Here is a 23,427-nt window from a genome sequence, read left to right on the forward strand (position 1 = left end):
AGCAGCCCCCTTACTGGGAGCCACCACCCGGGCCTAGCACTACTTCAGTGCTCTAGCACCATAAGGCTTAAGCCTTCTTGGCTGCCTTCTTCGCGGTCTTTTTGGTGCTGCGCTTCGTGGCCTTCTTGGCCGCCTTCTTCGCAGTCTTCTTCGCGGTCTTCTTCGTGCTCTTGCGGGTGGACTTTGCCGGTCCGGCGGCAGCCTTCTCGGCGTCCTTCGCACGGCGCTCGGAGAGCAGCTCGTTGGCCCGCGCGTCCGTCAGGGTCTCCGGGGTGTCCCCGCGGCGCAGCGACGCATTGGTCGTGCCATCGGTGACATAAGGCCCGAATCGACCCTCCTTGACGGACATTGGCTTGCCGGAGACGTCGTTGTCCCCCAGGCGCTTCAACGGCGGCTTCGCGGCAGCGCGGCCGCGACGCTTCGGCTCCGCGTAGATGCGACGCGCCTCGTCGAGCGTGATGGTGAACAGCTCCTCCTCGCTGCCCAGGGAGCGCGAGTCCGAGCCCTTCTTCAGGTACGGGCCATAGCGACCGTTCTGCGCGGTGATGACCTCCCCGTCGGCGGGGTCCACGCCCACCTCGCGCGGCAGGCTCATCAGCTTCAGCGCATCCTCCAGGGTGACGGTGGCCGGCTCCATGCTGGCGAACAGCGAGGCCGTCTTCGGCTTCAGCGTCTCGTCGAGGATCTCCTTGATCCGCTTGGCCTTCTTAATCGCGAAGGTCTTGGTCTCGCGCGACAGGGGCTTCTTGCCCTCCTTCGCGCGCTCGGCGTCCTCCTCATCGCGCTCGGCGAGGAAGACCTTCTCCGCCTTCGCGGTGACCTCGGCCTCCTCGTCCTCGCCCAGCACCTCGGTGACGTACGGGCCGAAGCGACCCTCGCGGGCCACGATCATGCGCCCGTTCTCCGGGTTGCGGCCCAGCTCGCGGCCGGACTGCGGGGTGGCGAAGAGCTTCTCGGCGACCTCCAGGGTCAGCTCATCCGGGGTCATGGACTCCGGGAGGTTGGCGCGCTGCGCTTCCTCCTCGCCCTTATCGTTTTTCACCATGCGCTCGAGGTAAGGGCCGTAACGGCCGACGCGGACGACGATCGGCACGCCGTTGGCGTCGTCGAAGAGGTGGAGGGAGTTCACGCGGCGGGCGTCGATGCTCTCCAGGTTCTGGGCGACCACATTCTTCAGGCCGTAGTTCTGGGAGCTGGTGCCGCCGCCGAAGTAGAAGCCCTCCAGCCACTTCGTGCGGTCCTCGTTGCCCTCGGCGATGGCGTCCAGCTGGTCCTCCATCGCGGAGGTGAAGTCATAGTCCACCAGCGCGCCGAAGTTCTGCTCCAGCAGGCCAACGACCGCGAAGGCCACCCAGCTGGGGACCAGCGCATTGCCACGGGGCAGGACGTAACCACGGTCCTGGATGGTGCGGATGATCGACGCGTAGGTCGACGGGCGCCCGATGCCGAGCTCCTCCATCTTCCGCACGAGGCTGGCCTCGGTGTAACGGGCCGGCGGGGTCGTCGTGTGACCATCGGCGGTGACGTCCTCCGCAGTGAGGAACACGCCCTCGGTGACCTGCGGGAGGCGCTTCTCCGCGTTATCGGCGACGTCCTTACCTTCCGCGGTGCGGGAGACCTCGACGTAGGCCTTCAAAAAGCCCGGGAAGGTGACGGTGCGGCCGGTGGCGGTGAACTCCACCTCGGTGCCCGCCTCCGGCTCGCCGGACGTGCCCGCGATCGTGACCTTCATGGAGGTGCCGCGGGCGTCAGCCATCTGGGAGGCGACGGTGCGCTGCCAGATCAGCTCGTAGAGCTTGAACTCCTCGGCATCCAGCTTCTGCGCGAGCTGGCCAGGGGTCTGGAAGCGCTCGCCAGCTGGGCGGATCGCCTCGTGGGCCTCCTGGGAGTTCTTCACCTTGCGGGTGTACTGGCGCGGGCCGTCCGCGACGAACTGCTGGCCATACAGCTGGGCGGCCTGCGCGCGGGCGGCGTTGATACCAGCGGTGGACAGCGTCGTGGAGTCCGTACGCATATAGGTGATGTAGCCGTTTTCGTACAGGCGCTGCGCGATGCGCATCGTGCGCTCCGAGGTGAAGCGCAGCTTCCGGCCGGCCTCCTGCTGCAGCGTGGAGGTCATGAACGGCGGGTACGGGCGGCGAGTGTAGGGCTTTTCCTCCACGTTCGCGACGTGCAGTTCCTCGCCCTTAATTCCGGACGCCAACTGCTTCGCGCGCTGCTCGTCCAGGACCAGCGGGGTGCCGGACTTGCTGGACTTGAGGGTGGCGTCGTCCTTAAAGTCGCGGCCCTGCGCGATGCGCTGGCCGCCCACGGTGGCGAGCTTGGCCTGGAAGGATGCCGGATCACCGTCCAGCCGGGCGGCGGGGTCGATCGAGAGCTCGGCGGTCAGGTCCCAGTAGTCGGCGGCGCGGAAGGCCATGCGCTCGCGCTCGCGCTCGACGATCACGCGGGTGGCGACGGACTGCACACGCCCTGCGGACAGGCGCGGCATGACCTTCTTCCACAGCACCGGGGAGACCTCGTAGCCGTACAGGCGGTCGAGCACACGGCGGGATTCCTGAGCATCAACGAGGTTGTAATCCAGCTCGCGGGTATTTTCTACGGCCTCGAGGATCGCGGACTTGGTGATCTCGTGGAAGACCATGCGACGGACCGGGACCTTGGGCTTCAGGACCTCCAGCAGGTGCCAGGCGATGGCCTCGCCCTCACGGTCGGGGTCTGTTGCGAGCAGCAGCTCGTCGACCTGCTTAAGCTTGGCGCGCAGGTCGGCGACGCGCTTCTTCTTATCCGGGGAGACCACATAGAGGGCCTCGAAGCCCTTGTCCACGTTCACGCCGAGGCGCGCCCACGGCTCCTTCTTATACTTCGCCGGAACGTCCGCAGCACCGCGTGGGAGGTCACGAATATGTCCAACTGAAGCCTCGACGATGTAATCGGACCCCAGCATTGGGGCGATCTTCTTGGCCTTAGTTGCAGACTCGACAATGACTAAACGCTTCACGTGACCTCCGCATGGATTTGCTCCTTAGATTGCCACAATAGGCAAGTGATACCTGCTTAGTGGAAATCGGGCGGTGTGTTATCCCCACCTTTTAGGCAGTTCCCCACCCCTGTTGCAACCCCACCGGATGGTGCGGCAAGCCCGAGACAGGTTCTTGCTGCCGTTGGGGACTGAGGTTAGCGGTTGGTGCAGACACGGGGGTGGAGAAAAGCAAAAGGGACGGTGGAAACCACCGCCCCGGGGCGTTTGCTCTTCGCTGTGCCTACTGCCTAGTTGGCAGCCGGCTGCAGCTCATACTCGCTGCTTACAGCGGCTGAACGTTCTGAGCCTGCGGGCCCTTCGCGCCTTCGCCGACCTCGAACTCGACCTTCTGATCCTCCTCGAGAGTGCGGAAGCCGCTGCTCTGGATTTCGGAGTAGTGGACGAAAAGGTCCGCGGAGCCATCTTCTGGGGCAATGAATCCATAGCCCTTCTCCGCGTTAAACCACTTCACAGTTCCCTGCGCCATTTTCAAACAACCTATCTTTCTTGGCGTACCAGCCCCGCCAACTTTCGGCGGAGCAGGGCCTTCACCGCCACATCAACGGTTGACACCGCGCATGGGATTGGGACCACACACCAGTGTGCCATGTTTCTTTCGCCACCGATAGGGGTTAAAGATGAACAATCGGTCGAACGCTTAATGCAGCGCCCCGAGACTGCTTCCGGCTCGCTCCCGGGCAGCCGACGCAATCGCCCCAAGCCGCACCACCCGGTCGCGACGCACCGCCCCATCAGGCCACCTCGTCAATCCACCCCGCGGTGTGTCTGGTGCTCGGGCTAGACTGCCCTCATCATGGCTGAGCAGTCCTCCACCCCCTCCTCCGGCGCTGGCAGTGCGCCTGATTCCCACAGCGCTGGCAGTGCGCCCAATTCACCCAGCGCCGACCATGCGCCCAATTCCCTCGGCGCCGAACTCATCGAGGATCTGCGCGCGGCCATGCCGGACTCCACCGTCACGCACGTCCGCCACGTCCCGGCGCGCTTGTCCACCCCCGCGGACTGGCCCGAATGGTCGCTCCCCTCGCTCAGGGAGACGCTGCGCCGAGGTGGCGTCGTAAAACCTTGGTCCCACCAGGCCGAAACGGCACAGCACGCGTGGGAGGGCAGGGACGTCATCGTCGCGACCGGAACCGCTTCCGGTAAGTCGCTGGGCTACCAGCTGCCGATCCTCACCGCGCTGGCCGAGGATCCGACCGCCACGGCACTGTACCTGGCCCCGACGAAGGCGCTGGCGCAGGACCAGATGCAGGCCCTGGCCCGACTGTGCGCGGCGACCCCAGAGCTCGCGGACGTCATGGTCGCCACCTACGACGGCGACACCCCGCCCGAGGCCCGGCGCGCGATCCGGGAGCAGGCGCGGATCATCGTGACGAATCCGGACATGCTGCACGCCTCGATCCTCGGCAATCCGAAGCGGTGGACACGGCTGCTGAAAACCCTGCGCTACCTGGTGGTTGACGAGTGCCACGTCTACCGCGGGGTCTTCGGTGCACACGTGGCGATGGTGCTGCGGCGGCTGCTGCGGCTCGCCCCGGGGGCTGGTTCTTCCGGTTCGGGGCTGGCTGGGCCGTCGTCGGTGGGTGGCGCGGAATTGGGGACGTCAGGCCCCACCGTCATCATGGCCTCCGCGACCAGTGTGGATCCCGCGGCTCATGCGCGTCGGCTGACCGGGCGGGTCGAAGTCGTGGCGGTGACAGAGGACGGCTCGCCGGCGGGTGAGCGCACGATCGCGTTGTGGGAACCCGGATTCCTGGAAGGCGTGGAGGGCGAGCACGGCGCGCCGGTGCGGCGCAGCGCTAACTCGGAAGCTGCGGAGGTCATGGCCCGGGTCATCGCCGCAGGCGCGCGAACCTTGAGCTTCGTCCGCTCCCGTCGCGGGGCGGAGATCGTGGCCCTGGCGGCCGCAGAGGAGCTCGGCGGGATGGGCCGGGCGGAGGATGCCGCGCGGGTGGCCGCCTACCGGGCCGGATACACCCCAGAAGACCGCCGCTACCTGGAAAAGGCCCTGGACGAAGGCGAGCTGCTGGGCGTGGCCGCAACCAACGCACTGGAGCTCGGAATCGACGTGGGCGGGCTGGACGCCGTCGTCGCCGCTGGATTCCCCGGCACCATCGCGAGCTTCCGGCAGCAGGCTGGGCGTGCGGGGCGGCGCGGGCAGGGGGCGCTGGTGGTGCTGGTCGGCGCGGATGATCCGATGGATACCTACCTCATCCACCACCCGTCGGACCTGCTGGACCGGGAGGTGGAAAACACGGTCTTCGACCCGCACAATCCCTATGTGCTGGCCGATCACCTGGTGTGCGCGGCTGCGGAGCGCTCGCTGAACGATGCGGAGATCGCAGCCTGGCACGGCGAGGCGGTGGCCGAGCACCTGATCTCGCGCGGGGTGCTGCGGCGGCGGCCGCACGGGGTGTTCGCGGACCTGCAGGCAGCAGAGCAGATCCACGGGCAGGTGGCGATCCGCGGCGGGGCGGCGGGCCAGGTGGCGATCGTGGAGTCGGAGTCGGGGCGCATGCTCGGCACGGTGGATGAGGCCCGCGCAGTGTCGGACGTGCACCCCGGCGCGGTGTATGTGCACCAGGGCGAGACCTACCTGGTGGATGACCTAGATCTTTCCGCGGGTGTGGCGTGGCTGCACCAGGCGAGCCCGGAGTACAGCACGCGGGTGAAGCGGGATACGGATATCCAGATTCTGCGCACCCGGGGTACCCGCCAGCTGGCGGACGGTGTGTGGCTGGCGGACCTGAATGTGGAGGTTTCGCACACGGTGACCGGGTTTACCAAGCGGCTGCCGGGTGGGGAGATCATCGATAACGTGCCGCTGGATTACCCGCCGGAGCGGCTGCGCACCCGGGCGGTGGCGTACACGATCGCGCCAGATGTATTGCTTGACCTGGGCCTTCCGGAGCCAACGTGGCCGGGAACTTTGCATGCGGCGGAGCACGCAGCGATCGGATTGTTGCCGCTGATCGCGACGTGCGACCGGTGGGATATCGGTGGAGTGTCGATCGTGCAGCACCCGGATACGGGGCTGCCCACGGTGTTCGTCTACGACGGCTATACCGGCGGGGCGGGGTTCGCAGAGAAGGGCTTCGCGGATTTCGGCCGATGGATGGCCGCGACTGCGGAGGCCGTGGGGGCGTGCGAGTGCGAGGCTGGGTGCCCGTCGTGCGTGCAGTCCCCGAAGTGCGGGAATGGCAATGACCCGCTGTTCAAGACGGGCGCGCTGGAGCTGCTGCGTTTCCTGGCCGCCGCGACTGCGCAGGACTAGCGGGGCAGGACTAGCCGGGCAGGACTAGCGGGGCGGGACTAGCCGGCGCGGGACTAGCCGGCCCGCTGAACGCCCCATCGATACGTTTTGCAGAGTTTGATGCCGCTTTTCACCCGATTTCCGGCATCAAACTCTGCAAAACACGCTGAGGGAAGCCGGGGAGAAGCGAGGGGAAGCCGGGGAGAAGCCGCAGACAGGCCTAGCGGGACGGCGCGGCCTACGCCAATCCCCACAATTCCCTCTGCGACCTGCCCAGCGCCCACGATGCACGGCGCCAGCGCTCCAGACCAGAGCGCGAGGGCGCAGCGCAATGACACAGCGCGAAACCACCGGACATCGCGAACCTTTCAGCGAAACCGGCGAAGCAGACAGACCGGGGCAGCTACTGTGATGATCACCAAGTATTTTTGCGCCCGAAGCTAATGATCTGGAAGGAACGCCGATGCCCGCCTTTCCTCGCTCACTGAACACTCGCACCCGCCGAACCACCGCCGCGCTGAGTGCCGCCACCCTGGCATTTGGGGTTCTTGCCGCTGGTAGCGGCGCTGCCACTGCTGCCCCTGGCTCCTCCACTGGCGGAGGCGGAAACCCGAACGCAGGCTCCTCCCAGGTCTTCGGTTCCATCGCGGACACGACTCCTCGCCCGCTGGTTAACCTCGGCGATCCGATGCGCGACCCAGCCCCGTACACCAAGCCCACCGCAGACTCCGGCCTCAAGTGGGACTCGGTTCCGGCAACCCCGGGCGAGCACATCGCCCAGGTCCCGCTCGATGAGTCGCTGCGCCTGGCCAATGCGGGCGCCCAGTACCGCGTCGCGCACTCCACAACTGACCAGCACGGAAAGGTCGTCGCCTCCACGGGCGCGATCTTCCTCCCCAAGGGCACCCCACCGGAGGGCGGCTGGCCGGTGCTCGCCTGGGCGCACGGCACGGTGGGCATGGATGACGTCTGCGCACCCAGCATCAACGACCGCGGCGAGCGCGATAGCGCCTACCTCAACCACTGGCTCTCCCAGGGCTATGCCATCGTCGCCACGGACTATGCGGGGCTCGGCACCCCGGGGCTCATGAGCTATCTCAACTCCCAGGCCACCGCGGATTCCGTCGTGGATTCCGTGATCGCCGCCCACAAGGCCGACCTCTCGGCGGCACTCCCCGCAGAGAGCAAGGGCCAGCCCGTGCTCTCCAAGAAGTGGGCCGTGATCGGCCAGTCCCAGGGCGGGGGCGCGGCACTGAACGTGGCACATGGCGCGACGTCCCGCTCCCAGCCCGCGGGCCTGGACTTCCGGGGCACCGTCGCCACCGGCGCCCCCGCGTATATCGAGGAAATCGTGCTCGCCGGCGGCCCCACCTTCCCGGCTATCCCGCTGCCAGCGGGCCTGAACAGCTACGCGCTGTACATCCTCGCCGGATTCCGCGAGGCCAACCCCGATATCGACGTGGACTCCGCACTCACCGAGGAGGGTCGCAAGATGGTCGACGCCTCCCTGAAGAGCTGCCTCTCGGAAACCGCCGACGCCGTCCGCGGCACCAACCTCGCCCGCGCGTTCAAGAAGCCGCTGCGGGACGTCCCCAGCCTGCCGGAGGCGCTGCGGGCGTACATGGCGACCCCGACCACCGGTTACGACCGGCCGGTCTTCCTCGGCCACGGCCTGGCGGACATGGACGTCCCCACCCCCATCGGCCTCTCCCTGAACACGGAGATGTGGCTCAAGCAGTTCACCGGCAGCCCCCGCAACGCGCGCGTGGAGGTCCGCTGGTACCCGACCGACCACGGAGGCACGGTCCCGGCATCCCAGGTTCACTCCACCCCCTTCCTGAAGTCCATCTTCGACGACGACGCCGCTCAGGGGCCCGTCGGCTCGCTCGGCTCCGCGGATCCGGCGGCCACCCCCGCGAAGTCCTAGCCCGTAGGGTCCCACGGATCACATTGGGCCGGCCACCGCCGAGGCGCGCCGCCCCTTCACCGAGACCTCCACGCCCACCGTGTCCGGCCCCTCCGGACCCACCTGGCAGCCCACCAGCTCCGCGGCGTTGGCCCGCGCGAGGAGCTCAGCAATCCCGCAGGCATCCGCGTCCCCAGCCACGTGCGCCTGCGCAGCAGACAGCGCCACCAAGTCGGCGGCCACCACCGCCCGCTGATGCGCGTCCACCTGCCCGAACCCCAGCACGATCACCCCGCACAGGGCGATGAGCCCCAGGATGGAGCTAACTCCCGCTGCCGTCGGCATTGGGCTCCTCCAGGATCGATTCCTCCACGGTGACGTCGAACAGCGGGGCCTGCTTCGTCAGCCGCACCGTCACCATGGACCACGGTGTATCCCCCACGGGCGAGCGCGTGATCTCCACCGCTTCCCCCTCGCGACCGGTGAGCTCGCCATCGTCCACCCCGAGGGCCGCCATGCGCGCGACATCCCGGGCGCTCGAATGCGCCGCCATACTGGTCGCCAGCGTGCTGAGCCCCGCGACCAGCAGGCCGACGGTCACGGCGATGGCGGTCAGCACGGACGCCCCCTCCACCGTGTTCATCTAATTTCCTTCGCTCAGAGCACGCTCGAAGATGCCGCTCAACGCGCTCTCCACTGCATCCGACGTCACCACCGTGTACAGCAGCGCTCCGAGTGCCGCGGCCGCCACGCACCCGAGCGCATATTCAATCGTGCTCATCCCAGACTCGTCCTCGTACTGCGCCCTCGCCGCACCCCGAATCCACAGCTCAGCGCGCTGAAACAAGCTCAGCCCGCCGGACGTATCCGCCATCGCGATCTCCGTTGTTTGAGTGGCAGTGTTCTTGGTATTCATGGTCATTGTTCTCTCCCTTTCGGTGTCATTTCTTCGGTGTTCTTGTGTCGCGTTTTTCGAATGCCGATTTCCCTCGTGGTCTTGCTTTCCCTCGCTGCGATCCCCCTCCTTTTCTTTTTCGACGTCGCCCCCGCCGGCCTTAGATCCCCGCCAGCCCGATGACCAGTGGCACCAAGCCAATGAGCACGAATGCCGGCAGGAAACACAGGGTCAGCGGCGCGGCGACAGCGATGAGCACGCGCTCCGCACCCGCCTCGACCTGGTTCAGGCTGTGCTGGCGGATGCGCCGAGCCTGGGCCTTCGCACCTTCGGCCAGCCTGGTCCCGGCTCTGGTTTGCTGAACCGCCTGGCGTGCCACGGGGCCGTAGTGCTCGTGGCCTCTCAGTGGCTCCCAGGCCGCGGGGCCTGCCCCCAGCAGGAGCAGCGGCTCGACATCGTGGGCGGGCCCCTCCCCGGGTCCGACCGCCACGCCCCATGCCTTGGCCACCGGTAGCCCTGCAGCCAGGGCCAGCGCAAAGACGTCCAGGTGCCGGGCGACAGCCAGAGCCTGACCGGTGGGCCCGGCGCGCCGGCCCACCCCACCCAGCACCTTGGCGGTCAGCGCCTCGGTCCACAGCACACCGGCGCAAGCGAGCATCGCCCCGACGAGCAGGAGCCCTAGCCCGATCACGCTGCCGAAGAGCGTGCCGCCGGGATCCAGGCCCATGCTTTGGCCGATGCCCACCGCCCCCACGGGCATTGCGAGCAGCAACACTTCCGTGAGCCGGGCTCCGGCCATCGCCGCTGCGGTTTTCTCCTGCTGAGCGGAGTGCGCCTCCAAGTCCGCAACGATGCTGTCCGCCAGTGGTGCGAAACTCATGCCTGTGCGTTCGGCGAGTTCCCAGAGCTCGCAGAACTCCTCAACGTCCTGGGCCACCAGCTCAGCAGGGCTATTCCCCGTTCTTGCCCGAGGTTCGCCACCCTCGCGGCTAGTCGCTCCCTGATCCAGCAGCGCCGCCGCGGGGCTTGCACCCAGGCGCACCTGTGCGGCGATGAGCGCCAGCTGCCCGCCGAGCCGCCCGTCGGCATCTCCGACCTTTCCCTCCGCTTCGGCTTCTTCGTCCTCGCAGTCCACCGCCGCGGACTCCACCGCGTCCGCCACCCGAGCCCCGGCGGCGACCTCCCGAGCGCAGCTGTCCGCGAGATCCCGGAACAGCTCCAGCTGCCGGCGCTGGACCCGCCCGTCGCGGATCCGTACGCCCACCCGATAGCCGGTGAACGCCCCCATTGAGGCCACGGCGGTCAGCGTCAACACGATCAACAAGGTCATGGCAGCCCCTCCCAACCGTCGAGGGGACGCCCGTCCCACACCGGTCGAAGCCGCAGCCCACGGGCCTTGGTTCCCGCCGCCGCTGTTCCCGACGTTCCCGCCGCTAGACCGTCCTTCATCTCCTCCGTTGCTCTCTCCGTGACCGCGATCGTGGCCACACGCCGCCGCCCACCTGCGCGTTCCAGGTGAACGACCACGTCGATCCCGTCGGTGGCCTGCGCCTGCAGCGCCTCCGGACTCATCCCCGCCATCGCCCCGAGCGCGGCCAACCGCCCCGGCACCGCGGCCACCGAGTTGGCGTGCATCGTGCCGGCCGACCCGGCGTGCCCCGTATTCAGTGCAACCAATAAGTCCGCGACCTCGGCGCCACGGACCTCGCCCACGACGATCCGGTCCGGCCTCATGCGCAGGCACTGCCGCAGCAGCAGCTGCATCCCGATCTCGCCAGCCCCATCAGCATTCCCTTCGCGCGCGGCCAAGGCCACGACGTGAGGATGGGTCGGCATGAGCTCCGGGGTGTCCTCCACCAACACGATGCGCTCGCGCTCGGGAACCTCCCCCAGCAGGGCGGCGAGCAGGGTCGTCTTCCCCGTGCCGGTACCACCCGTGACCAGCAGATTCTTGCGCGCGAGCACGAGCCTGCGCAGCATGTCGCGCACCGCCACGGGCATCATCCCCGCCTCGCAGAGATCCTCCAGCCCCAGCCGCCCCCTCGTCAGCGTCCGCAGGCTCACGCACGCCCCACCTCGTGCTGGCGGCGAGAGCATCGCATGCACCCGCAGGGCCGCCGCGGGAATCCCAGGCGGCAGGTCGTCGATGATGCCGTCGGCGAAGGGCCGCGCATCGTCCAGCCGCACCCCACACACCGCGGCGAGGCGAACCGCGAGTTCCCGCACCTCGGGCGGCGCAAGGCTCACCGGGGTGCGCTCGGCACCGCGCCCCCGATCGGCCCACACCGCACCGTCGGGATTGACCACCACGTCGGTCACGCCTGGCTCCGCAAGCACCTCGGCCAACACGCCCAGGCCGGACAGTTCCCGCTGGATATCCCGCAGTTGCCGCACGGTATCCGGGATGTTGTCGTACGACGTCGCCCCGGTCACCGCCTCCATCGCGCTCAGGATCTCAGCCTCGCTGGCCCGCCTGGCACCCCGCACCGCGAGCTCGTGGCGCACCTTATCCAGCAGGGAATTATCGACGGCCACCGCTGTGGCAGCGCCCTGCTCCCCGGCTGCACCTGCTTCGGCCCCGCCCGGGATCAGGCGCAGCTTGTTGAGACCATCAGCAATCCACATCACGAGCCCTCCCCCACTCGCTCGCTCCCGGCAGATACCCCAGGATGCGCAGGCCGAACTGCAGGTCGTTGACGCTCGCCTCGCCTGAACACCCGTCCAGCGGTTCCGCGGCGATCGCCCCGTCCCACGGCCACAGCTCCACCGGTAGCCTGCCCAGCATCTGCCGCAGCGCGATCGGAGTCTCCAGCCCTGCTTCCTCCCGTAGGACGCCCACCGCCGGCACATCCGCTGCGTCCAGTTCCGCCAGACTGCGGCCCAGCGCATGCACCCCCGCGACGGTCGGGCGAGACACGCAGACCACGAGGTCAGCGGCCCGGGCAGCCGGGCTCGGGGTATCCGTAGCCGCGCTGTGTGCTTCGGCCTGCCCTGCAGGTGGCACGCCCCTAACATCAGCCATCGGGTCCACCCGCCCGCGGTCCACCACCACGACCCCTGCTCGGGGATAGTCCGCGATTCCCGGAGCGGGGTAATCCACCACGAGGTCGGCGTTGGGTTCTGGACGACCACCCACAGCATCGAGCCGCCGGGAGCGGAACCTCAGCCCCGTCCCGCCCGGCGCGACCGGCCAGCCCTCCACCGGAATGTCCTCGCCTTCGTGACCGCCGATACCTCGCTCACCCACGCGCCGCCCCGGCACACCTTCCCAGCCACACAGCAGGTCGAGCCCCACCGAATCCGGATCGGCGTCCACGAGGCTCACCGGGGTGGCGTCCTGAGAAAGGCAGTGCGCCAGGGCCAGCGCGAGATGCACCGCGAGGCTGCTCGCACCCGCTCCTCCCTGCACGCCGTGGACGTGGATGCGCGGCGTGTCGATCGCCCCCAGTTCTTCGGCGAGTTCCAGCGCCCCACCAGCGGTGACGGGCTCGCTCAGGCTCGCGAGGAGGGCGTCGTCGACGCGCCGCAACCTGCGGTGGTGACCATTCGGGAACTTAGACTCCGCCTCGTCCTGGCGCAGCTGCTCCCGCCCGGTCGCCGCGACAGCCATGGCCACCGCGTCAGCGCTATCGTGGTCGGCCACGTCCACGATCACCGGCGTGCGCAGCATGTCCCGCAGCGCCCCAGAGTGCCGCGCTCGGTCTGATCGAAGTAGCTTGCTCCCCCATGCATTCATGGCTTCACTTTCACACGCGGGCACGGGGCACCGACAGACCCGCGAGCAGCCTGTGGACAGCCACCCGCCGAGCCCCGTTCACACCCCGCTATGGCCCCCGAATCCTTGTTTTTCTGTGGATAACCCCGCCCCGCCGCGCCACCGGCCACGCCGCCCACCACTCAGCACGCCCCATCACACGCCGCGCCGCCACGCCATTCACCCCATCACCCCCACCACGCCGCCACTCAGCACGCCCCATCACACGCCACGCCGCCACGCCATTCACCCCATCACGCGACCGCCCCCACCCACCGACCCTGTGAAAACTGTGGACTTTTGTGAATATTGATACCTAGAATTGATGCCGTGACGCCTCTACCCAGGATCAGCAACCGCATCGCGAGCCGCCGGACAGCCCCAGGTCGCACGGCCCGGCGCACGCTCGCGGTTTTCGACCTGGATAAAACCATCGTGGATACCAGCGCCTCCATGGCCTACGGCCGCCCGATGGCCAAGCGCGGGATCATCACCACGGGGGAAATGCTGCGCATCGGCGCGATGCTGTTTAGCTACATGCTGACCACCCACACGGACGAGAACCTGGACGCCACCAAGGACGCCCTATCTTCCATGATTCGCAACCGCCCCGCGGCCTCCCTGCGCGCCATCGCGGAGGACGCCCTGCAGGAGGTGCTGATCCCTTACGTCTACGCCGAGGCCCGCGACTTCATCTTCGAGCACCACAAGTTGGGGCACGACGTCGCCATCATCACCGCATCCGCCCGCGTCCTGGTGGACCCCATCGCCCGCGAGCTCCAGGCGGACTACCTGATCGCCACCGAGCTCGAGGAGATCGACGGCACGTACACCGGCAAGGTTCTGCACTTCAACAAGGGCCAGGCGAAGGTGGACAAGCTGATGGAGCTGGTCGGGCGCGGCGGCTACGACCTCTCCCGCAGCTACGCCTACACGGATTCCCACACCGACCTGCCGCTACTTGAGGCGGTCGGCCACCCCTATGCGATCAACCCGGACCGCCAGCTGCGCAAGATCGCCCGCGAGCGGGACTGGCCGATCGAGTACTTCAGCAAGCCCGAGCCCCTCTTCAAGCCGGGGAAGGTCCTGGCAGGCGCGGGGACACTCGCGTTCCTCGGTGCGGCCGCCACCGGCGTAGTCCTGTGGTTGCGCCAACGTGCTCAGGACGTCGGTTCCGCCAGCACCCCGCAGCTCCTGGCGCGTCTCATGCCGCGCCGCGCCTAGTAAAATCAGCGCCCAGCTGACACCGGGGCGGCTACCGCTAACGCTTCTACTGCTTCGCGTCGGCGATGGACTTCGCCTCCAGCGAGCCCTCGGCCAGCCCCTCGGCGTGGAAGATGATCCATTCGGCCATCGCCTCCGAACCACCCTTCGCGAACGCCGCAGCCTTCGCGCGGTACTCATCGCGGTGGCGGTTCCACCACACCTCCGGCACGCCCAGCCCCCGCGGGTCCAGGCCGCCGGTGATGGTCGCCAGCCGGGAGCAGGCGCGGGCGGTGACCCCGTTGGCGTCGGCGAAGGGCTCCAGGGTGAGCAGTTCGCCGTGGATGATGGCGGAGAGCACCACGGAGTTGACCTTCGTACCCCCGGCGATGAGGGAACCGAGCAGCTGCAGGCGGCCATCAGTGGCGCGCTTCGGACGGCCCGGCACGAGGAACTCCGCATTGTGGGCAGCCTTCGCGCGGAAGTTCTCATCCGACATCTGCGGGGAAGCCACCGCGTTGATCTTCGCGATCACCTGCAACGGGGCGCGCTGCCAGGTGGTGCGGGTCTCCGCGATGCCGTCCGGGGCGAGCAGCTCCGCGGCGCGCAGGGAACCAGCCAAGATCGGGTCCTCCACCTGGCCGTCCTCGGGCAGCCGCGGGGTGCCGCCGTCCAGCTGGGCGGAAGCACGCGCCCCGCGCAGCACGGACTCGGAGCCGGTGACGTCCCAGCCGCGCAGGTTGGCGGGGTGGCGGTGCGCGCGGGCGATGAAGTCGGAGGCCCGCTCGACGGCCTCGGGCACCCCAGGCAGCTCGGCGAGTGGGGCGAGGGGATCGGTAGTGAAACGACCTTCTGCAGACATGGCAACCACAATAATTCACCCCACCGCCCCACGCTGACCAATGGTCTGGCAAAATGGTGTGCAGTAATTTCTGCGCAGAATATTGACCGTTAATTGTCAGGAGTATCGATCATGAGCAATAAGAGCGAAGGCCTATTCACCGATAGCGATAGCTTTAACCCTCATGTCAACGCTATCCCGCTGTCCGACGTGGACACCCGCCCGAAGGGGCAGGGGAGCATCGGCGACCTGGTGAAGGACGCCACCGCACAAGCCTCCTCCCTCATCCGCTCCGAGGTGGAGCTCGCAAAGACCGAGATCGCACAGTCCGGCAAGAAGGTCGGCCTGGGCGTGGGCCTGTTCGCCGCGGCCGGCGTGATCATCGCCTACTCCTCCTTCTTCCTCTTCCTCGCCCTGGCGTGGCTGCTGGATCACTTCATGCCGCGCTCCCTGGCCTTCCTCGTGGTCTTCCTGATCATGGCTGTGCTCACCGCGATCCTGGCGCTGGTCGGCGTGAAGCAGCTCAAGGGCGCGAAGAAGCCGGAGAAGACCATCGACTCCCTGGGCGAGCTCAAGCAGCTGACCCCGGATAAGGAGCGCTACACCGAGGGCAACTCCGTGGCCACGAAGGAGCCGGGCCTGTTCACCTAGGCCCCCACACGCGTAGCTTCCCGTGAGCACTCCCTCCCCGCACACCCCGCAACACACGTTCGTGCATTCGCGGGGTGTGCGTTTGCATGTGCTGCTGCAGGGGCCGGTCAAGCCCGAGGGATCCACCGAGCGAAACCCGCTGGTGCTGTTCATCCACGGCTTCGGCGGCGGCTACTTCGACTTCGAACCACTCTTCGCCCAGCTGGAGGGCGCCCCGCTGCGCCTGGCAGCCGTGGATCTTCGGGGTTACGGCCGCTCGGATAAAACGCCCCGCGGCTATGACCTGACGACCGCCGCCTCCGACATGGCCGGCGTGATCCGCCGCCTGGGCTACAGCAGCGCGCACGTCGTGGGCCACGGCTACGGCGGGCTCGTCGCCTGGACGATGGCCGCCCACGAGCCAGAGCGCATCGACCGGCTGGTCACACTCTCTTCCGCCCACCCCACCGAGCAGGCGAAGTTCCTATTCTCCCGCCCGCTGCAACGCTGGCGGCACACGCGGGGCACCCTGTTTGCGCAGCTCCCCCGCCTCCCGGAACGCGCCTTGACCAAGGACGGCGCCGCCACGGCCGAGAAGATCTTCCGCACCGGTGTGGCACCGGGATTCCGCGACACCCCCATCTACCGCGAGTTCGCCATCAAGCGCCGCGAGGCGATGCAGGTGGATAAGGTCGCCCACCTGGCCAGCGAATACCGCCGCTGGGCGTTCCGCTCCCGTTTCCGCCCCGAGGGGCGGATCTTCGACCGCACGATCCCGCGCCGCATCGAGGCCCCGGTGTTGGCGATCGACGGGTCGATGGACCCGAACTACTCCCCCGAGCTCGCGGCCCGCTCACTGGAGCGCGGCGCGGCGGGCTCCCGGGCTGAGCTGATCTACGGCGTCGGCCACTACCCGCACATCGAGGACCCCGTCACAGTCGCAGAACTGCTCCGCGCCGAGCTGCTCACCACCAACTAACCGCGTGGCTCAGCGGCTCAGTAACACTTAAGCAGCTGCGCCCTAGTCCGCCACGCAGCTGCGCGTATCCACCGGCGAGCTCCACCGGGCGGTATCACCCACGCGCTCCAGCACTTCCTTCTTCGTCAGCGCATAGCCGGTGTCCGCCTCATTCGAGTCCGCACCGAAGATCAGCCCCAGCACCTCGCCATTCGGGGCGACCAGCGGCCCACCGGAGTTGCCCTGCACGATCTTGCCGCGCAGCGAATACGCCTCGCGCTCAACCCGCTGGTCAGCGTAGATATTCGGTCCCGCGATCCGCATCTGCTCACGCACGCGCACCGGGGCCGCCTTGAAGGGCCCACCCAGCGGGTAGCCCAGCGCGATGGCGTCGTCCCCGGAGACGGCGGGGCTCTCCGCCCAGCGCAACGGCTGCAGCGGCAGCTCCCCGGTGGCCCGCAGCAGCGCGATATCGTGCTCTGGGTCGTAGAAGACCACGTCCGTGTCCACCGGCCCGTTGACCGTGGACAGGGTGACCTTATTCGTCCCCGCGACGACGTGCGCGTTCGTCATCACCACACCCGGTTCGATGACGAATCCGGTGCCCTGCTGCATCCGGCTGCACTGTTCCGCAACACCCTCGACCTTGACGACGGACGGCCCGATGGCGGCGACGTCCGGAAGGTCCTGCAGTGCGGGGTCCGGCGGCTGGACCTCGCGCTTCGTAACGGAGGCGAAGGGGTCGGTGACCGCGGGGATCTCGCTGCGGTTGATCAGGGCGTTGATGCGTGCGGGCAGGGTGCGCATCCAGTTGGGAGCCACCTCGCCGATGGTGGCAATGATGCGGGAGTCCTGCGCCTCGCGGGAAATGCGGGAGTCCTGGCTGCTGACCACCGGCACCGCGATCATCCACATCACCACCATGGCGGTGACGACGGCGACCAGGGAACCCACGGCGGAATCCGCCTGGTAGAGCCGACGCGTGCGGATGTTATCGCGGAATCGCTGCCCGATGCCGGACCCCAGGAGGTAGCCGATCACCACGCAGCCCGCGAGGGTGAGCAGCGCGATGACCAGGCGGGAGCCTTCCGTGCCCTCGTCCTGCACGAGGCGGACGACCGGCCCCACGGCCTGCAGCCCCAGATAGCCGCCGATCAGCACACCGGCCAGGCTCAGCAGCGCGGCCACCCCGCCTTGCCGCAGCCCTGAGAAGAAGGCAGCGAGGGCGCAGAGCACGAGCGCGATATCAACGATCATGGGTGTGGGTTTCTACTCTCCTGTGTCCTTCTTACTCTCGGCTTCGAAGTGGGCGCGCAGGTCGCGGGCTTCGCCGTTACGGGATTGTTCCAGGGTACGGAAAAGATCGAATTGGGTCTCCTCGTCCCAGTCCTCGTGCCAGCCCGCGAGGCGCAGCAGGGCGTCGAGCACCCCGGCGGTGAAGCCCCACAGCACCATGCCGGAGACGTCGAAAGCGGGGCCGGACCAGCCGGCAAAGCCCAGCTTGAAGCGGTAATCCGGGTGGACGAGCTCGCGGATGGCCACGGGCTGAACCCAGTCGTTTTCCACCGTGGCGGGGTGGACGGGCGAGAACTCGCGCCAGTAGGCGATCACCGGCACGACCGCGAAGTTCGTACGGTCGATGTACACCGGATCCATCACGGCCACGGGCTCCACGCCCTCGGGGTTGAGGCCGGTCTCTTCGACAGCCTCCCGGACGGCGGTGTCGATCGGGGTGGCGTCCTGGGATTCCCACCCGCCGCCAGGGAAGGCCATCTGCCCGGAGTGGTTGCGCATGTCCACCCCGCGGTGGGTCAGGACGACGGTGGCGTCCTCCGGGAAGGGGTGGATCGCGGTGGGTCGGTAGTCGGGGTCCCCGCCGAGCAGGATCAGCACGGCGGAGTAGCGCGGCGGTACGCCGTCCTCGTTGGTCTCCGGGACGTGGCGCGCGGGGTCGTTGAGTGCTGCGTGCACGCTGCCGCTGCGCGCGGCGGTGGCCAGCCTGGTGAGCCATTCGGGCAGGTCAGCGGCGAGTGGCGGTTGGGTGGTGATGGCGGCGCGCCACTCTTCGAAGGGATAGGGCATGGTGTTAATTCTGCCCGCTCAGGGCGGCGTTTACAGCGGCTTCGAGTTCCTCGTAGTCGCGGAACACTTGGGGGTACATCTGCGCGCGGGTGCCGTCGGCCCGGTAAACCACCGTGATGGGGACGACCTTCGGCAGGCTGGTTGCGGTATCGAAGCGGTGGCTGCGGTCGGAGTAGACGGGCATGGTCGTGACGTTCAGCTCGTCCAGGAAGTCCGCCCCGGCCTGGGACTTCTTGTCCAGGTGGATGCCAGCGACATTCCACTCCGGGTGCTGCTTGGCGAGCTTGTCGAAGTGGGGGAGCTCGCGGCGGCAGGGCTCGCACCACCAGGCCCAGACGTTGATGATCGTGGGCTTGCCGACCAGGGCCGCGCCGAGGTCGGCGGTCTCGTTTTTGCCGCTGGTGAGGCAGGGCAGCTCGATGCCGGCGAGCTCCGAGTCCGGGGCGGGCTGGGTGGCGCCTTCCGGAGCGGGGCAGCTGCGGGGGTTTGTGATGCTGACGGGCTGCTCGGGGCCTGGGTCCGCGTCGCCGTCCGCGCCGCGGTCTGACTCGCCTGGAGTGCCGGGCGCCGAGCCGGCGCCACCCACCATGCCCGGTTCGGCTTGCTGCGGTTGCTGGGATTGTGCGCCGGGCTGATCATCACCGCCGCTCATCACGCCCGCGACCAGCGGGATGGCCGCGACAAGCAGGCCGATAACGATGGCGAGAACAAGCAGGAGGACACGCGGGTGCGACGCGCCTGCACCGTCCTCGGAACCGCGGGCGACGTCGACGTCCTCGCAAGTCGCGGTGACCTGGTCGGGGCCGCCGTGGCCGGGCGCAACGCCGTCGCCTGGCGCAGCGTCGTAGTCTGGCCCAGCGTCGTTGGGATGGGAGCCGGGAGGGGTGGTGGCCATGGCGTTAATCCTCTCCGAATCCGGCCAGGGCGAGCAGGTGTTCGCGGTCTGGCGAGGTGATGCGGGCCATCGCTTCCTCCGGGTCGGGTGTGCCCGCCAACCCGAAACTGGGGCACTGCCAGGCCAGGAAGCAGGCGCCACAGGCCGGCTTGCGGGAGTGGCAGACGCGGCGCCCGTGGAAGATGACCCGGTGGCTGAACATGGTCCACTCCTTGGGCTCGATGAGCTCCATGAGTTCCCGCTCCACCTTGACGGGGTCCTCCTGCTCAGTGAGCTTCCAGCGACGCACGAGGCGGCCCAAATGGGTGTCCACGGTGATGCCTGGCACGCCGAAAGCATTGCCGAGCACAACGTTCGCGGTCTTGCGCCCCACCCCCGGCAGGGCGACGAGCTCCTCGAGGGTGCGGGGAACCTCACCGCCGTGCTTCTCAGCGATGGCGGTGCCGAGCCCGATGAGGGAACGGGTCTTGGCCTGGTAAAAACCGGTGGGCCGGATCACCTCGGCGAGCTCCTCCGGGTCCGCGGCCGCGTAATCGGCAGCGGTGGGATATAACGAAAATAGGACCGGCGTCACACTATTGACCCGCACATCGGTACACTGTGCAGATAGGACTGTTGCTACGAGAAGCTCCAGTGGCGTCGAAAAGTCGAGCTCCGCATGAGCATCGGGATAGCCGACCGCGAGAGTGCGGTTGAGTTTCCTCGCCCGGCGCTTGAGCGCCAGCGGGGTTTCCACATGCGAAGGATCTGCGGCGCGATGGCTGCCAGGTTTCGGCAAGCAAGGCGCTGAGGTTTTCGGCATGGCTACTACTGTAGTGTGAGTCCGGTTAAACGTCGTCAAGTGGGAGTGTAAGGAACAGATGGCAGAGAACACCGAGATTCTGTCCCGCGCTGGAATCTTTCAAGGGGTAGACCCCGAGGCCGTGCAGGCTCTGGTTGAGCAGCTGGAGACCGTCGACTTCCCGCGCGGAACCACGATCTTCGAGGAGGGTGAGCAGGGCGACACCCTGTACATCATCACTTCCGGCAAGGTGAAGCTGGCGCGTCACTCCGCGGACGGTCGCGAGAACCTGCTGACCGTCATGGGACCTTCGGACATGTTCGGTGAACTCTCGATCTTCGACCCGGGCCCGCGCACCTCCTCGGCGGTGTGTGTCACGAAGGTCTCCGCTGGCGTGATGACCTCCCAGATGCTGCACGATTGGATCGCCGAGCACCCGGGCATCACGGAGCAGCTACTGCGCGTGCTGGCACGCCGCCTGCGCCGGACGAATAACAGCTTGGCCGACATGATCTTCACGGACGTTCCGGGCCGCGTGGCCAAGTCGCTGCTGCAGCTGGCCAACCGTTTCGGCATCCAGGAAAACGGCATGCTGCGCGTGCACCACGACCTGACCCAGGAAGAGATCGCCCAGCTGGTGGGCGCTTCCCGCGAGACGGTGAACAAGGCGCTGGCAGAGTTCGCCCAGCGCGGCTGGATCCGCCTGGAGGGCAAGTCGGTGCTCATCGCGGACACCGAGCGCCTCGCACGTCGCGCTCGCTAACCGGAATATAAAAAAGACCAGCCCATGGCTGGTCACCCCGCATGAATGCCTAGCGAGTTTTCCACTCGCTAGGCATTGCCGTTTTTACTGCTGCTTCTTCAGGTAGTCGATCGTCACGCGGGTGGACTGTGCAGCGGCATCGCGCAGCACCGGATCCACATCCGTGTAGATCTCGTCGACAACATCCATGACGTCAGCATCCTCGCCGAGCTTGGCCAGGGCCTCCCGGACCTGTTCGAGGCGGTGCTCACGGCGCTCGATGTAGCGCTCGGCGAGCTCGCTGGTGTCCTCGCGGTCCGGACCGTGGCCCGGCAGCAGCGGCACGCCAGCGCCGCGGCGCTTCAGCTCCTTGAGGGACTCGATGTAGAGGCCGAGGTCGCCGTCGGTCTCGGAAATCATGGTGGTGTGGCGGCCGGCGATCGTATCGCCGGTGATAATCGCCTCCACGTCCGAATCATCGGATCCACCCTTGGAGTGGATGAGGAAGCACACGGAGTCGGAGGTGTGCCCCGGGGTGTGCATGACCTCGATCGTCGGGGTGAGCCCCTCGATGCGGATGATCTCGCCATCCTTCAGCGGCTCAGCGGCGATGCAGTTGTGCTCGTCGAAGGCGCGCACCGGGGCGCCGGAGAGCTGACGGAAGCGCTGGGCACCGTTGGAGTGGTCGTTATGACGGTGCGTGAGGAGCACGAGGCCGATGGTGGCCTGCGGGCCGTCCTCGTCGCTGGTGCCGGCGCCGATGCTCTCCCCCACGGCCTTGCTGTGCAGGACGTTGAGGTGTCCCTCGTCCTGCGGGCCCGGATCGATGACGACCGAGACCGGGTCGCCCGGACCGCGAACTACCCAAGAGTTCGTGCCTTCGAGCGCTGCATAGCTGGGGTTTGGCGCCAACACCACACCGACATTCTCGGTGACCGGGCGCAGCTGACTGTACGCGGGATGTTGCATAACTCTAATTCTACGAAAACTCGCGGCTAAAGGCCTATTGACGTACCTGAACGATGATGTCGACCTCCACTGGGGAGCCCAGTGGCAGCTCTGCGACACCGACGGCGGCACGGGCGTGCTGGCCAGCGTCGCCGAAAATCTCACCGAGGATGTCGCTCGCTCCGTTAACGACGCCAGGCTGGCCGCCGAAGCCGGTGGCGGAGGCGACGTAGCCCGTGACCTTCACGATGCGTTCGATGTTCTCCAGGCCGACCTCTGCGGCGGCGGCCGCCACGGCGTTGAGCACGGCGATACGAGCCAGCTCGTAGGCCTCTTCCGGGCTGACCTGGGCTCCCGTGTGGGTGCCGATCTCGCCAACGAGGCCGAGCTTCGGCAACTCACCGTTGACGAAAGGCAGCTGGCCGGAGGTGTAGACGACGTCGCCGCAACGAACGGCGGGGACATAAGACGCGACGGCGGCCGCGACGGGCGGCAGCTCGATGCCGAGCTCGTCGAGCCGGGCTGGAACCTGAGACTTCTCGGCCATTTTTAGTCCAGCTCCCGCTTCATGTAGGCGACGTGCTGCTCGCCGGTCGGACCTGGCAGGACGGAGACGAGCTCCCAACCATCCTGGCCCCAGTTATCGAGGATCTGCTTGGTCGCGTGGGTGAGCAGTGGCACGGTGACATATTCCCATTTCTTCATGTCCTCGAGCATAGCGATCGCGCGCAGGTTATGGAGAGCGGAAGCTGGAGGGCTACGGATAGAAAAATCCCCGGCCGGGGAGGTTTTAGAACCTCTCCCGCCGGGGGAGCTGCAGGCACATCGGTTAGCTACCAGCTACTGCGAAATGATGGGCGGGCCGGGTACGGCCCTACTGAGAGGGCTTAGGCCTGTCCCTCAGCCTCACGCTGCGCGGCGGCAGCCTCGAGCTGGCCGGCGAAGAAGTCGGCCCAGTCGGTGACATCCGGGCGGCGGCGCAGCAGGGCTCGGCGCTGACGCTCCGTCATGCCACCCCAGACGCCGAACTCCACCTTGTTATCAAGGGCGTCGGCGCGGCACTGCAGAACGACGGGGCAGTGACGGCAGATAGCGACAGCCTTGCGCTGCGCGGCACCCTTCACAAAGAGCTCTTCTGGATCCACGTTGCGGCAGTGCGCGTGGGTAATCCATTCACCGCGGTTCTTGAAAGACTCGCGGGACGTCAGCTGCTTCACGGTCTGACGCACGGGCTTTGCTGCTGGTCGGGATTGGGAGCGGGATTCAGCCATTCTTCGCCTCCAAGCTGGATCTAACGTTCTTCGTTGCGATGTTCTTTGGGGAACTGATGTGCTTGCTCTTTCCTCAGCGATCAACAGGATGTGTTGCATAGCCTGCTGAAGCATTGCCCAGAATGTTACGGGGGTCACATTTTGGATGTCTAATGCGTCACAACGCCGGGGGTGCTTAAGTGAGGAAAAACTTTTCATAGGCCGCGCACCGTTAGCACGACTCGCGCA

Annotated in this window: 23 protein-coding genes; 6 read left to right on the forward strand and 17 right to left on the reverse strand. The window is 67.5% G+C overall.

The features are described 5' to 3' along the window. Positions 1–67: 67 nt before the first annotated feature. Both topA and HMPREF3097_RS01700 read right to left on the reverse strand, forming a co-directional pair. Positions 68–3,001: a type I DNA topoisomerase gene (gene topA, locus HMPREF3097_RS01695; protein ID WP_070760414.1), complete on the reverse strand. Its 2,934-nt coding sequence runs from the start codon at positions 2,999–3,001 to the stop codon at positions 68–70. A gap of 304 nt (positions 3,002–3,305) precedes the next feature. Then, the gene (locus HMPREF3097_RS01700) at positions 3,306–3,509 is read right to left on the reverse strand and encodes a cold-shock protein (RefSeq protein ID WP_012361084.1); all 204 of its coding nucleotides are present in this window, start codon (positions 3,507–3,509) and stop codon (positions 3,306–3,308) included. Between the two features lie 327 nt (positions 3,510–3,836). Here HMPREF3097_RS01700 and HMPREF3097_RS01705 point away from each other — a divergent pair, with 327 nt between their 5' ends. Together HMPREF3097_RS01705 and HMPREF3097_RS01710 are read left to right on the forward strand one after the other, a co-directional pair. Next, a complete protein-coding gene (locus tag HMPREF3097_RS01705) occupies positions 3,837–6,314 on the forward strand; it encodes a DEAD/DEAH box helicase (RefSeq protein WP_070760417.1) in 2,478 nt (825 codons plus the stop codon). A gap of 442 nt (positions 6,315–6,756) precedes the next feature. Further along, a complete protein-coding gene (locus tag HMPREF3097_RS01710) occupies positions 6,757–8,220 on the forward strand; it encodes a lipase family protein (RefSeq protein WP_070760420.1) in 1,464 nt (487 codons plus the stop codon). Between the two features lie 18 nt (positions 8,221–8,238). On the opposite strand, the gene HMPREF3097_RS01715 is transcribed toward HMPREF3097_RS01710, so the two are convergent. The 6 genes from HMPREF3097_RS01715 to HMPREF3097_RS01740 all read right to left on the reverse strand — a co-directional run bounded on the left by HMPREF3097_RS01715 (position 8,239) and on the right by HMPREF3097_RS01740 (position 12,764). Then, a complete protein-coding gene (locus HMPREF3097_RS01715) occupies positions 8,239–8,544 on the reverse strand; it encodes an Rv3654c family TadE-like protein (RefSeq protein WP_070760423.1) in 306 nt (101 codons plus the stop codon). Continuing rightward, positions 8,522–8,842: a hypothetical protein gene (locus HMPREF3097_RS01720; protein WP_070760426.1), complete on the reverse strand. Its 321-nt coding sequence runs from the start codon at positions 8,840–8,842 to the stop codon at positions 8,522–8,524. Before HMPREF3097_RS01720 ends, HMPREF3097_RS01715 begins: the two co-directional genes overlap by 23 nt. Next, positions 8,843–9,073: a DUF4244 domain-containing protein gene (locus HMPREF3097_RS10005; protein WP_256374177.1), complete on the reverse strand. Its 231-nt coding sequence runs from the start codon at positions 9,071–9,073 to the stop codon at positions 8,843–8,845. Positions 9,074–9,254: 181 nt separating this feature from the next. After that, on the reverse strand, positions 9,255–10,424 hold the full coding sequence (locus tag HMPREF3097_RS01730; protein WP_070760429.1) for a type II secretion system F family protein: 1,170 nt from the start codon (positions 10,422–10,424) through the stop codon (positions 9,255–9,257). Further along, a complete protein-coding gene (locus HMPREF3097_RS01735; protein ID WP_070760431.1) occupies positions 10,421–11,719 on the reverse strand; it encodes a TadA family conjugal transfer-associated ATPase in 1,299 nt (432 codons plus the stop codon). Before HMPREF3097_RS01735 ends, HMPREF3097_RS01730 begins: the two co-directional genes overlap by 4 nt. Next, positions 11,706–12,764: a hypothetical protein gene (locus HMPREF3097_RS01740; protein ID WP_246821180.1), complete on the reverse strand. Its 1,059-nt coding sequence runs from the start codon at positions 12,762–12,764 to the stop codon at positions 11,706–11,708. Before HMPREF3097_RS01740 ends, HMPREF3097_RS01735 begins: the two co-directional genes overlap by 14 nt. 414 nt (positions 12,765–13,178) lie before the next feature. Here HMPREF3097_RS01740 and HMPREF3097_RS01745 point away from each other — a divergent pair, with 414 nt between their 5' ends. Then, positions 13,179–14,072, forward strand: coding sequence for an HAD family hydrolase (locus HMPREF3097_RS01745; protein ID WP_070760438.1), 894 nt, complete (start codon positions 13,179–13,181; stop codon positions 14,070–14,072). A gap of 46 nt (positions 14,073–14,118) precedes the next feature. On the opposite strand, the gene HMPREF3097_RS01750 is transcribed toward HMPREF3097_RS01745, so the two are convergent. Next, positions 14,119–14,913, reverse strand: a complete 795-nt coding sequence (locus HMPREF3097_RS01750) for a Fic family protein (protein WP_187440748.1) — start codon at positions 14,911–14,913, stop codon at positions 14,119–14,121. Between the two features lie 111 nt (positions 14,914–15,024). Here HMPREF3097_RS01750 and HMPREF3097_RS01755 point away from each other — a divergent pair, with 111 nt between their 5' ends. Together HMPREF3097_RS01755 and HMPREF3097_RS01760 are read left to right on the forward strand one after the other, a co-directional pair. Continuing rightward, a complete protein-coding gene (locus HMPREF3097_RS01755; RefSeq protein ID WP_070760444.1) occupies positions 15,025–15,543 on the forward strand; it encodes a phage holin family protein in 519 nt (172 codons plus the stop codon). Between the two features lie 88 nt (positions 15,544–15,631). Beyond that, positions 15,632–16,501, forward strand: coding sequence for an alpha/beta fold hydrolase (locus HMPREF3097_RS01760; RefSeq protein ID WP_070760447.1), 870 nt, complete (start codon positions 15,632–15,634; stop codon positions 16,499–16,501). 42 nt (positions 16,502–16,543) lie between these two features. On the opposite strand, the gene HMPREF3097_RS01765 is transcribed toward HMPREF3097_RS01760, so the two are convergent. The 4 genes from HMPREF3097_RS01765 to nth are packed head-to-tail and all read right to left on the reverse strand — an operon-like array spanning position 16,544 to position 20,259. After that, positions 16,544–17,737 (reverse strand): MarP family serine protease, encoded by a 1,194-nt coding sequence (locus HMPREF3097_RS01765; RefSeq protein ID WP_070760451.1) that lies wholly within the window; start codon positions 17,735–17,737, stop codon positions 16,544–16,546. A gap of 12 nt (positions 17,738–17,749) precedes the next feature. Next, a complete protein-coding gene (locus tag HMPREF3097_RS01770) occupies positions 17,750–18,562 on the reverse strand; it encodes an NUDIX hydrolase (RefSeq protein ID WP_070760454.1) in 813 nt (270 codons plus the stop codon). A gap of 4 nt (positions 18,563–18,566) precedes the next feature. Next, positions 18,567–19,457 (reverse strand): TlpA family protein disulfide reductase, encoded by an 891-nt coding sequence (locus HMPREF3097_RS01775; RefSeq protein WP_246821182.1) that lies wholly within the window; start codon positions 19,455–19,457, stop codon positions 18,567–18,569. A 4-nt stretch (positions 19,458–19,461) separates the two neighbouring features. After that, positions 19,462–20,259: an endonuclease III gene (gene nth, locus HMPREF3097_RS01780; RefSeq protein ID WP_371260058.1), complete on the reverse strand. Its 798-nt coding sequence runs from the start codon at positions 20,257–20,259 to the stop codon at positions 19,462–19,464. Between the two features lie 58 nt (positions 20,260–20,317). Here nth and glxR point away from each other — a divergent pair, with 58 nt between their 5' ends. Beyond that, entirely contained in the window at positions 20,318–21,001 is a 684-nt protein-coding gene (glxR, locus tag HMPREF3097_RS01785; RefSeq protein ID WP_070760459.1) for a CRP-like cAMP-activated global transcriptional regulator GlxR, read from the forward strand. 84 nt (positions 21,002–21,085) lie between these two features. Here glxR and HMPREF3097_RS01790 read toward each other — a convergent pair whose 3' ends face one another. The 4 genes from HMPREF3097_RS01790 to HMPREF3097_RS01800 all read right to left on the reverse strand — a co-directional run bounded on the left by HMPREF3097_RS01790 (position 21,086) and on the right by HMPREF3097_RS01800 (position 23,199). Continuing rightward, positions 21,086–21,949 carry an MBL fold metallo-hydrolase gene (locus HMPREF3097_RS01790; RefSeq protein WP_070760462.1) on the reverse strand — a complete coding sequence of 288 codons (864 nt, stop codon included), beginning with the start codon at positions 21,947–21,949 and terminating at the stop codon, positions 21,086–21,088. A 34-nt stretch (positions 21,950–21,983) separates the two neighbouring features. Next, positions 21,984–22,475, reverse strand: a complete 492-nt coding sequence (locus tag HMPREF3097_RS01795; protein ID WP_070760464.1) for a RidA family protein — start codon at positions 22,473–22,475, stop codon at positions 21,984–21,986. A gap of 2 nt (positions 22,476–22,477) precedes the next feature. Next, positions 22,478–22,633, reverse strand: a complete 156-nt coding sequence (locus HMPREF3097_RS09635; RefSeq protein ID WP_095075344.1) for a Sp36 family protein — start codon at positions 22,631–22,633, stop codon at positions 22,478–22,480. A gap of 182 nt (positions 22,634–22,815) precedes the next feature. Further along, complete coding sequence (locus tag HMPREF3097_RS01800; protein ID WP_070760467.1) at positions 22,816–23,199, reverse strand: WhiB family transcriptional regulator; 384 nt, start codon at positions 23,197–23,199, stop codon at positions 22,816–22,818. Positions 23,200–23,427: the final 228 nt, after the last annotated feature.

Source organism: Corynebacterium sp. HMSC27B11, assembly GCF_001815985.1.
Lineage (GTDB): Bacteria > Actinomycetota > Actinomycetes > Mycobacteriales > Mycobacteriaceae > Corynebacterium.

What these genes read in the sequence shown, in the direction of transcription:
- HMPREF3097_RS01800 (WP_070760467.1), bottom strand. Translation starts at nt 23,199, where the DNA reads ATGGCTGAATCCCGCTCCCAATCCCGACCAGCAGCAAAGCCCGTGCGT.
- HMPREF3097_RS01740 (WP_246821180.1), bottom strand. Translation starts at nt 12,764, where the DNA reads ATGCTGCGCACGCCGGTGATCGTGGACGTGGCCGACCACGATAGCGCT.
- HMPREF3097_RS01735 (WP_070760431.1), bottom strand. Translation starts at nt 11,719, where the DNA reads ATGTGGATTGCTGATGGTCTCAACAAGCTGCGCCTGATCCCGGGCGGG.
- HMPREF3097_RS01775 (WP_246821182.1), bottom strand. Translation starts at nt 19,457, where the DNA reads ATGGCCACCACCCCTCCCGGCTCCCATCCCAACGACGCTGGGCCAGAC.
- glxR (WP_070760459.1), top strand. Translation starts at nt 20,318, where the DNA reads ATGGCAGAGAACACCGAGATTCTGTCCCGCGCTGGAATCTTTCAAGGG.
- HMPREF3097_RS01705 (WP_070760417.1), top strand. Translation starts at nt 3,837, where the DNA reads ATGGCTGAGCAGTCCTCCACCCCCTCCTCCGGCGCTGGCAGTGCGCCT.
- HMPREF3097_RS01715 (WP_070760423.1), bottom strand. Translation starts at nt 8,544, where the DNA reads ATGCCGACGGCAGCGGGAGTTAGCTCCATCCTGGGGCTCATCGCCCTG.
- HMPREF3097_RS01710 (WP_070760420.1), top strand. Translation starts at nt 6,757, where the DNA reads ATGCCCGCCTTTCCTCGCTCACTGAACACTCGCACCCGCCGAACCACC.
- HMPREF3097_RS01795 (WP_070760464.1), bottom strand. Translation starts at nt 22,475, where the DNA reads ATGGCCGAGAAGTCTCAGGTTCCAGCCCGGCTCGACGAGCTCGGCATC.
- HMPREF3097_RS01700 (WP_012361084.1), bottom strand. Translation starts at nt 3,509, where the DNA reads ATGGCGCAGGGAACTGTGAAGTGGTTTAACGCGGAGAAGGGCTATGGA.
- HMPREF3097_RS01730 (WP_070760429.1), bottom strand. Translation starts at nt 10,424, where the DNA reads ATGACCTTGTTGATCGTGTTGACGCTGACCGCCGTGGCCTCAATGGGG.
- HMPREF3097_RS01765 (WP_070760451.1), bottom strand. Translation starts at nt 17,737, where the DNA reads ATGATCGTTGATATCGCGCTCGTGCTCTGCGCCCTCGCTGCCTTCTTC.
- HMPREF3097_RS01770 (WP_070760454.1), bottom strand. Translation starts at nt 18,562, where the DNA reads ATGCCCTATCCCTTCGAAGAGTGGCGCGCCGCCATCACCACCCAACCG.
- HMPREF3097_RS01750 (WP_187440748.1), bottom strand. Translation starts at nt 14,913, where the DNA reads ATGTCTGCAGAAGGTCGTTTCACTACCGATCCCCTCGCCCCACTCGCC.
- HMPREF3097_RS01790 (WP_070760462.1), bottom strand. Translation starts at nt 21,949, where the DNA reads ATGCAACATCCCGCGTACAGTCAGCTGCGCCCGGTCACCGAGAATGTC.
- HMPREF3097_RS01755 (WP_070760444.1), top strand. Translation starts at nt 15,025, where the DNA reads ATGAGCAATAAGAGCGAAGGCCTATTCACCGATAGCGATAGCTTTAAC.
- HMPREF3097_RS01720 (WP_070760426.1), bottom strand. Translation starts at nt 8,842, where the DNA reads ATGAACACGGTGGAGGGGGCGTCCGTGCTGACCGCCATCGCCGTGACC.
- HMPREF3097_RS09635 (WP_095075344.1), bottom strand. Translation starts at nt 22,633, where the DNA reads ATGAAGAAATGGGAATATGTCACCGTGCCACTGCTCACCCACGCGACC.
- nth (WP_371260058.1), bottom strand. Translation starts at nt 20,259, where the DNA reads ATGCCGAAAACCTCAGCGCCTTGCTTGCCGAAACCTGGCAGCCATCGC.
- HMPREF3097_RS10005 (WP_256374177.1), bottom strand. Translation starts at nt 9,073, where the DNA reads ATGGCGGATACGTCCGGCGGGCTGAGCTTGTTTCAGCGCGCTGAGCTG.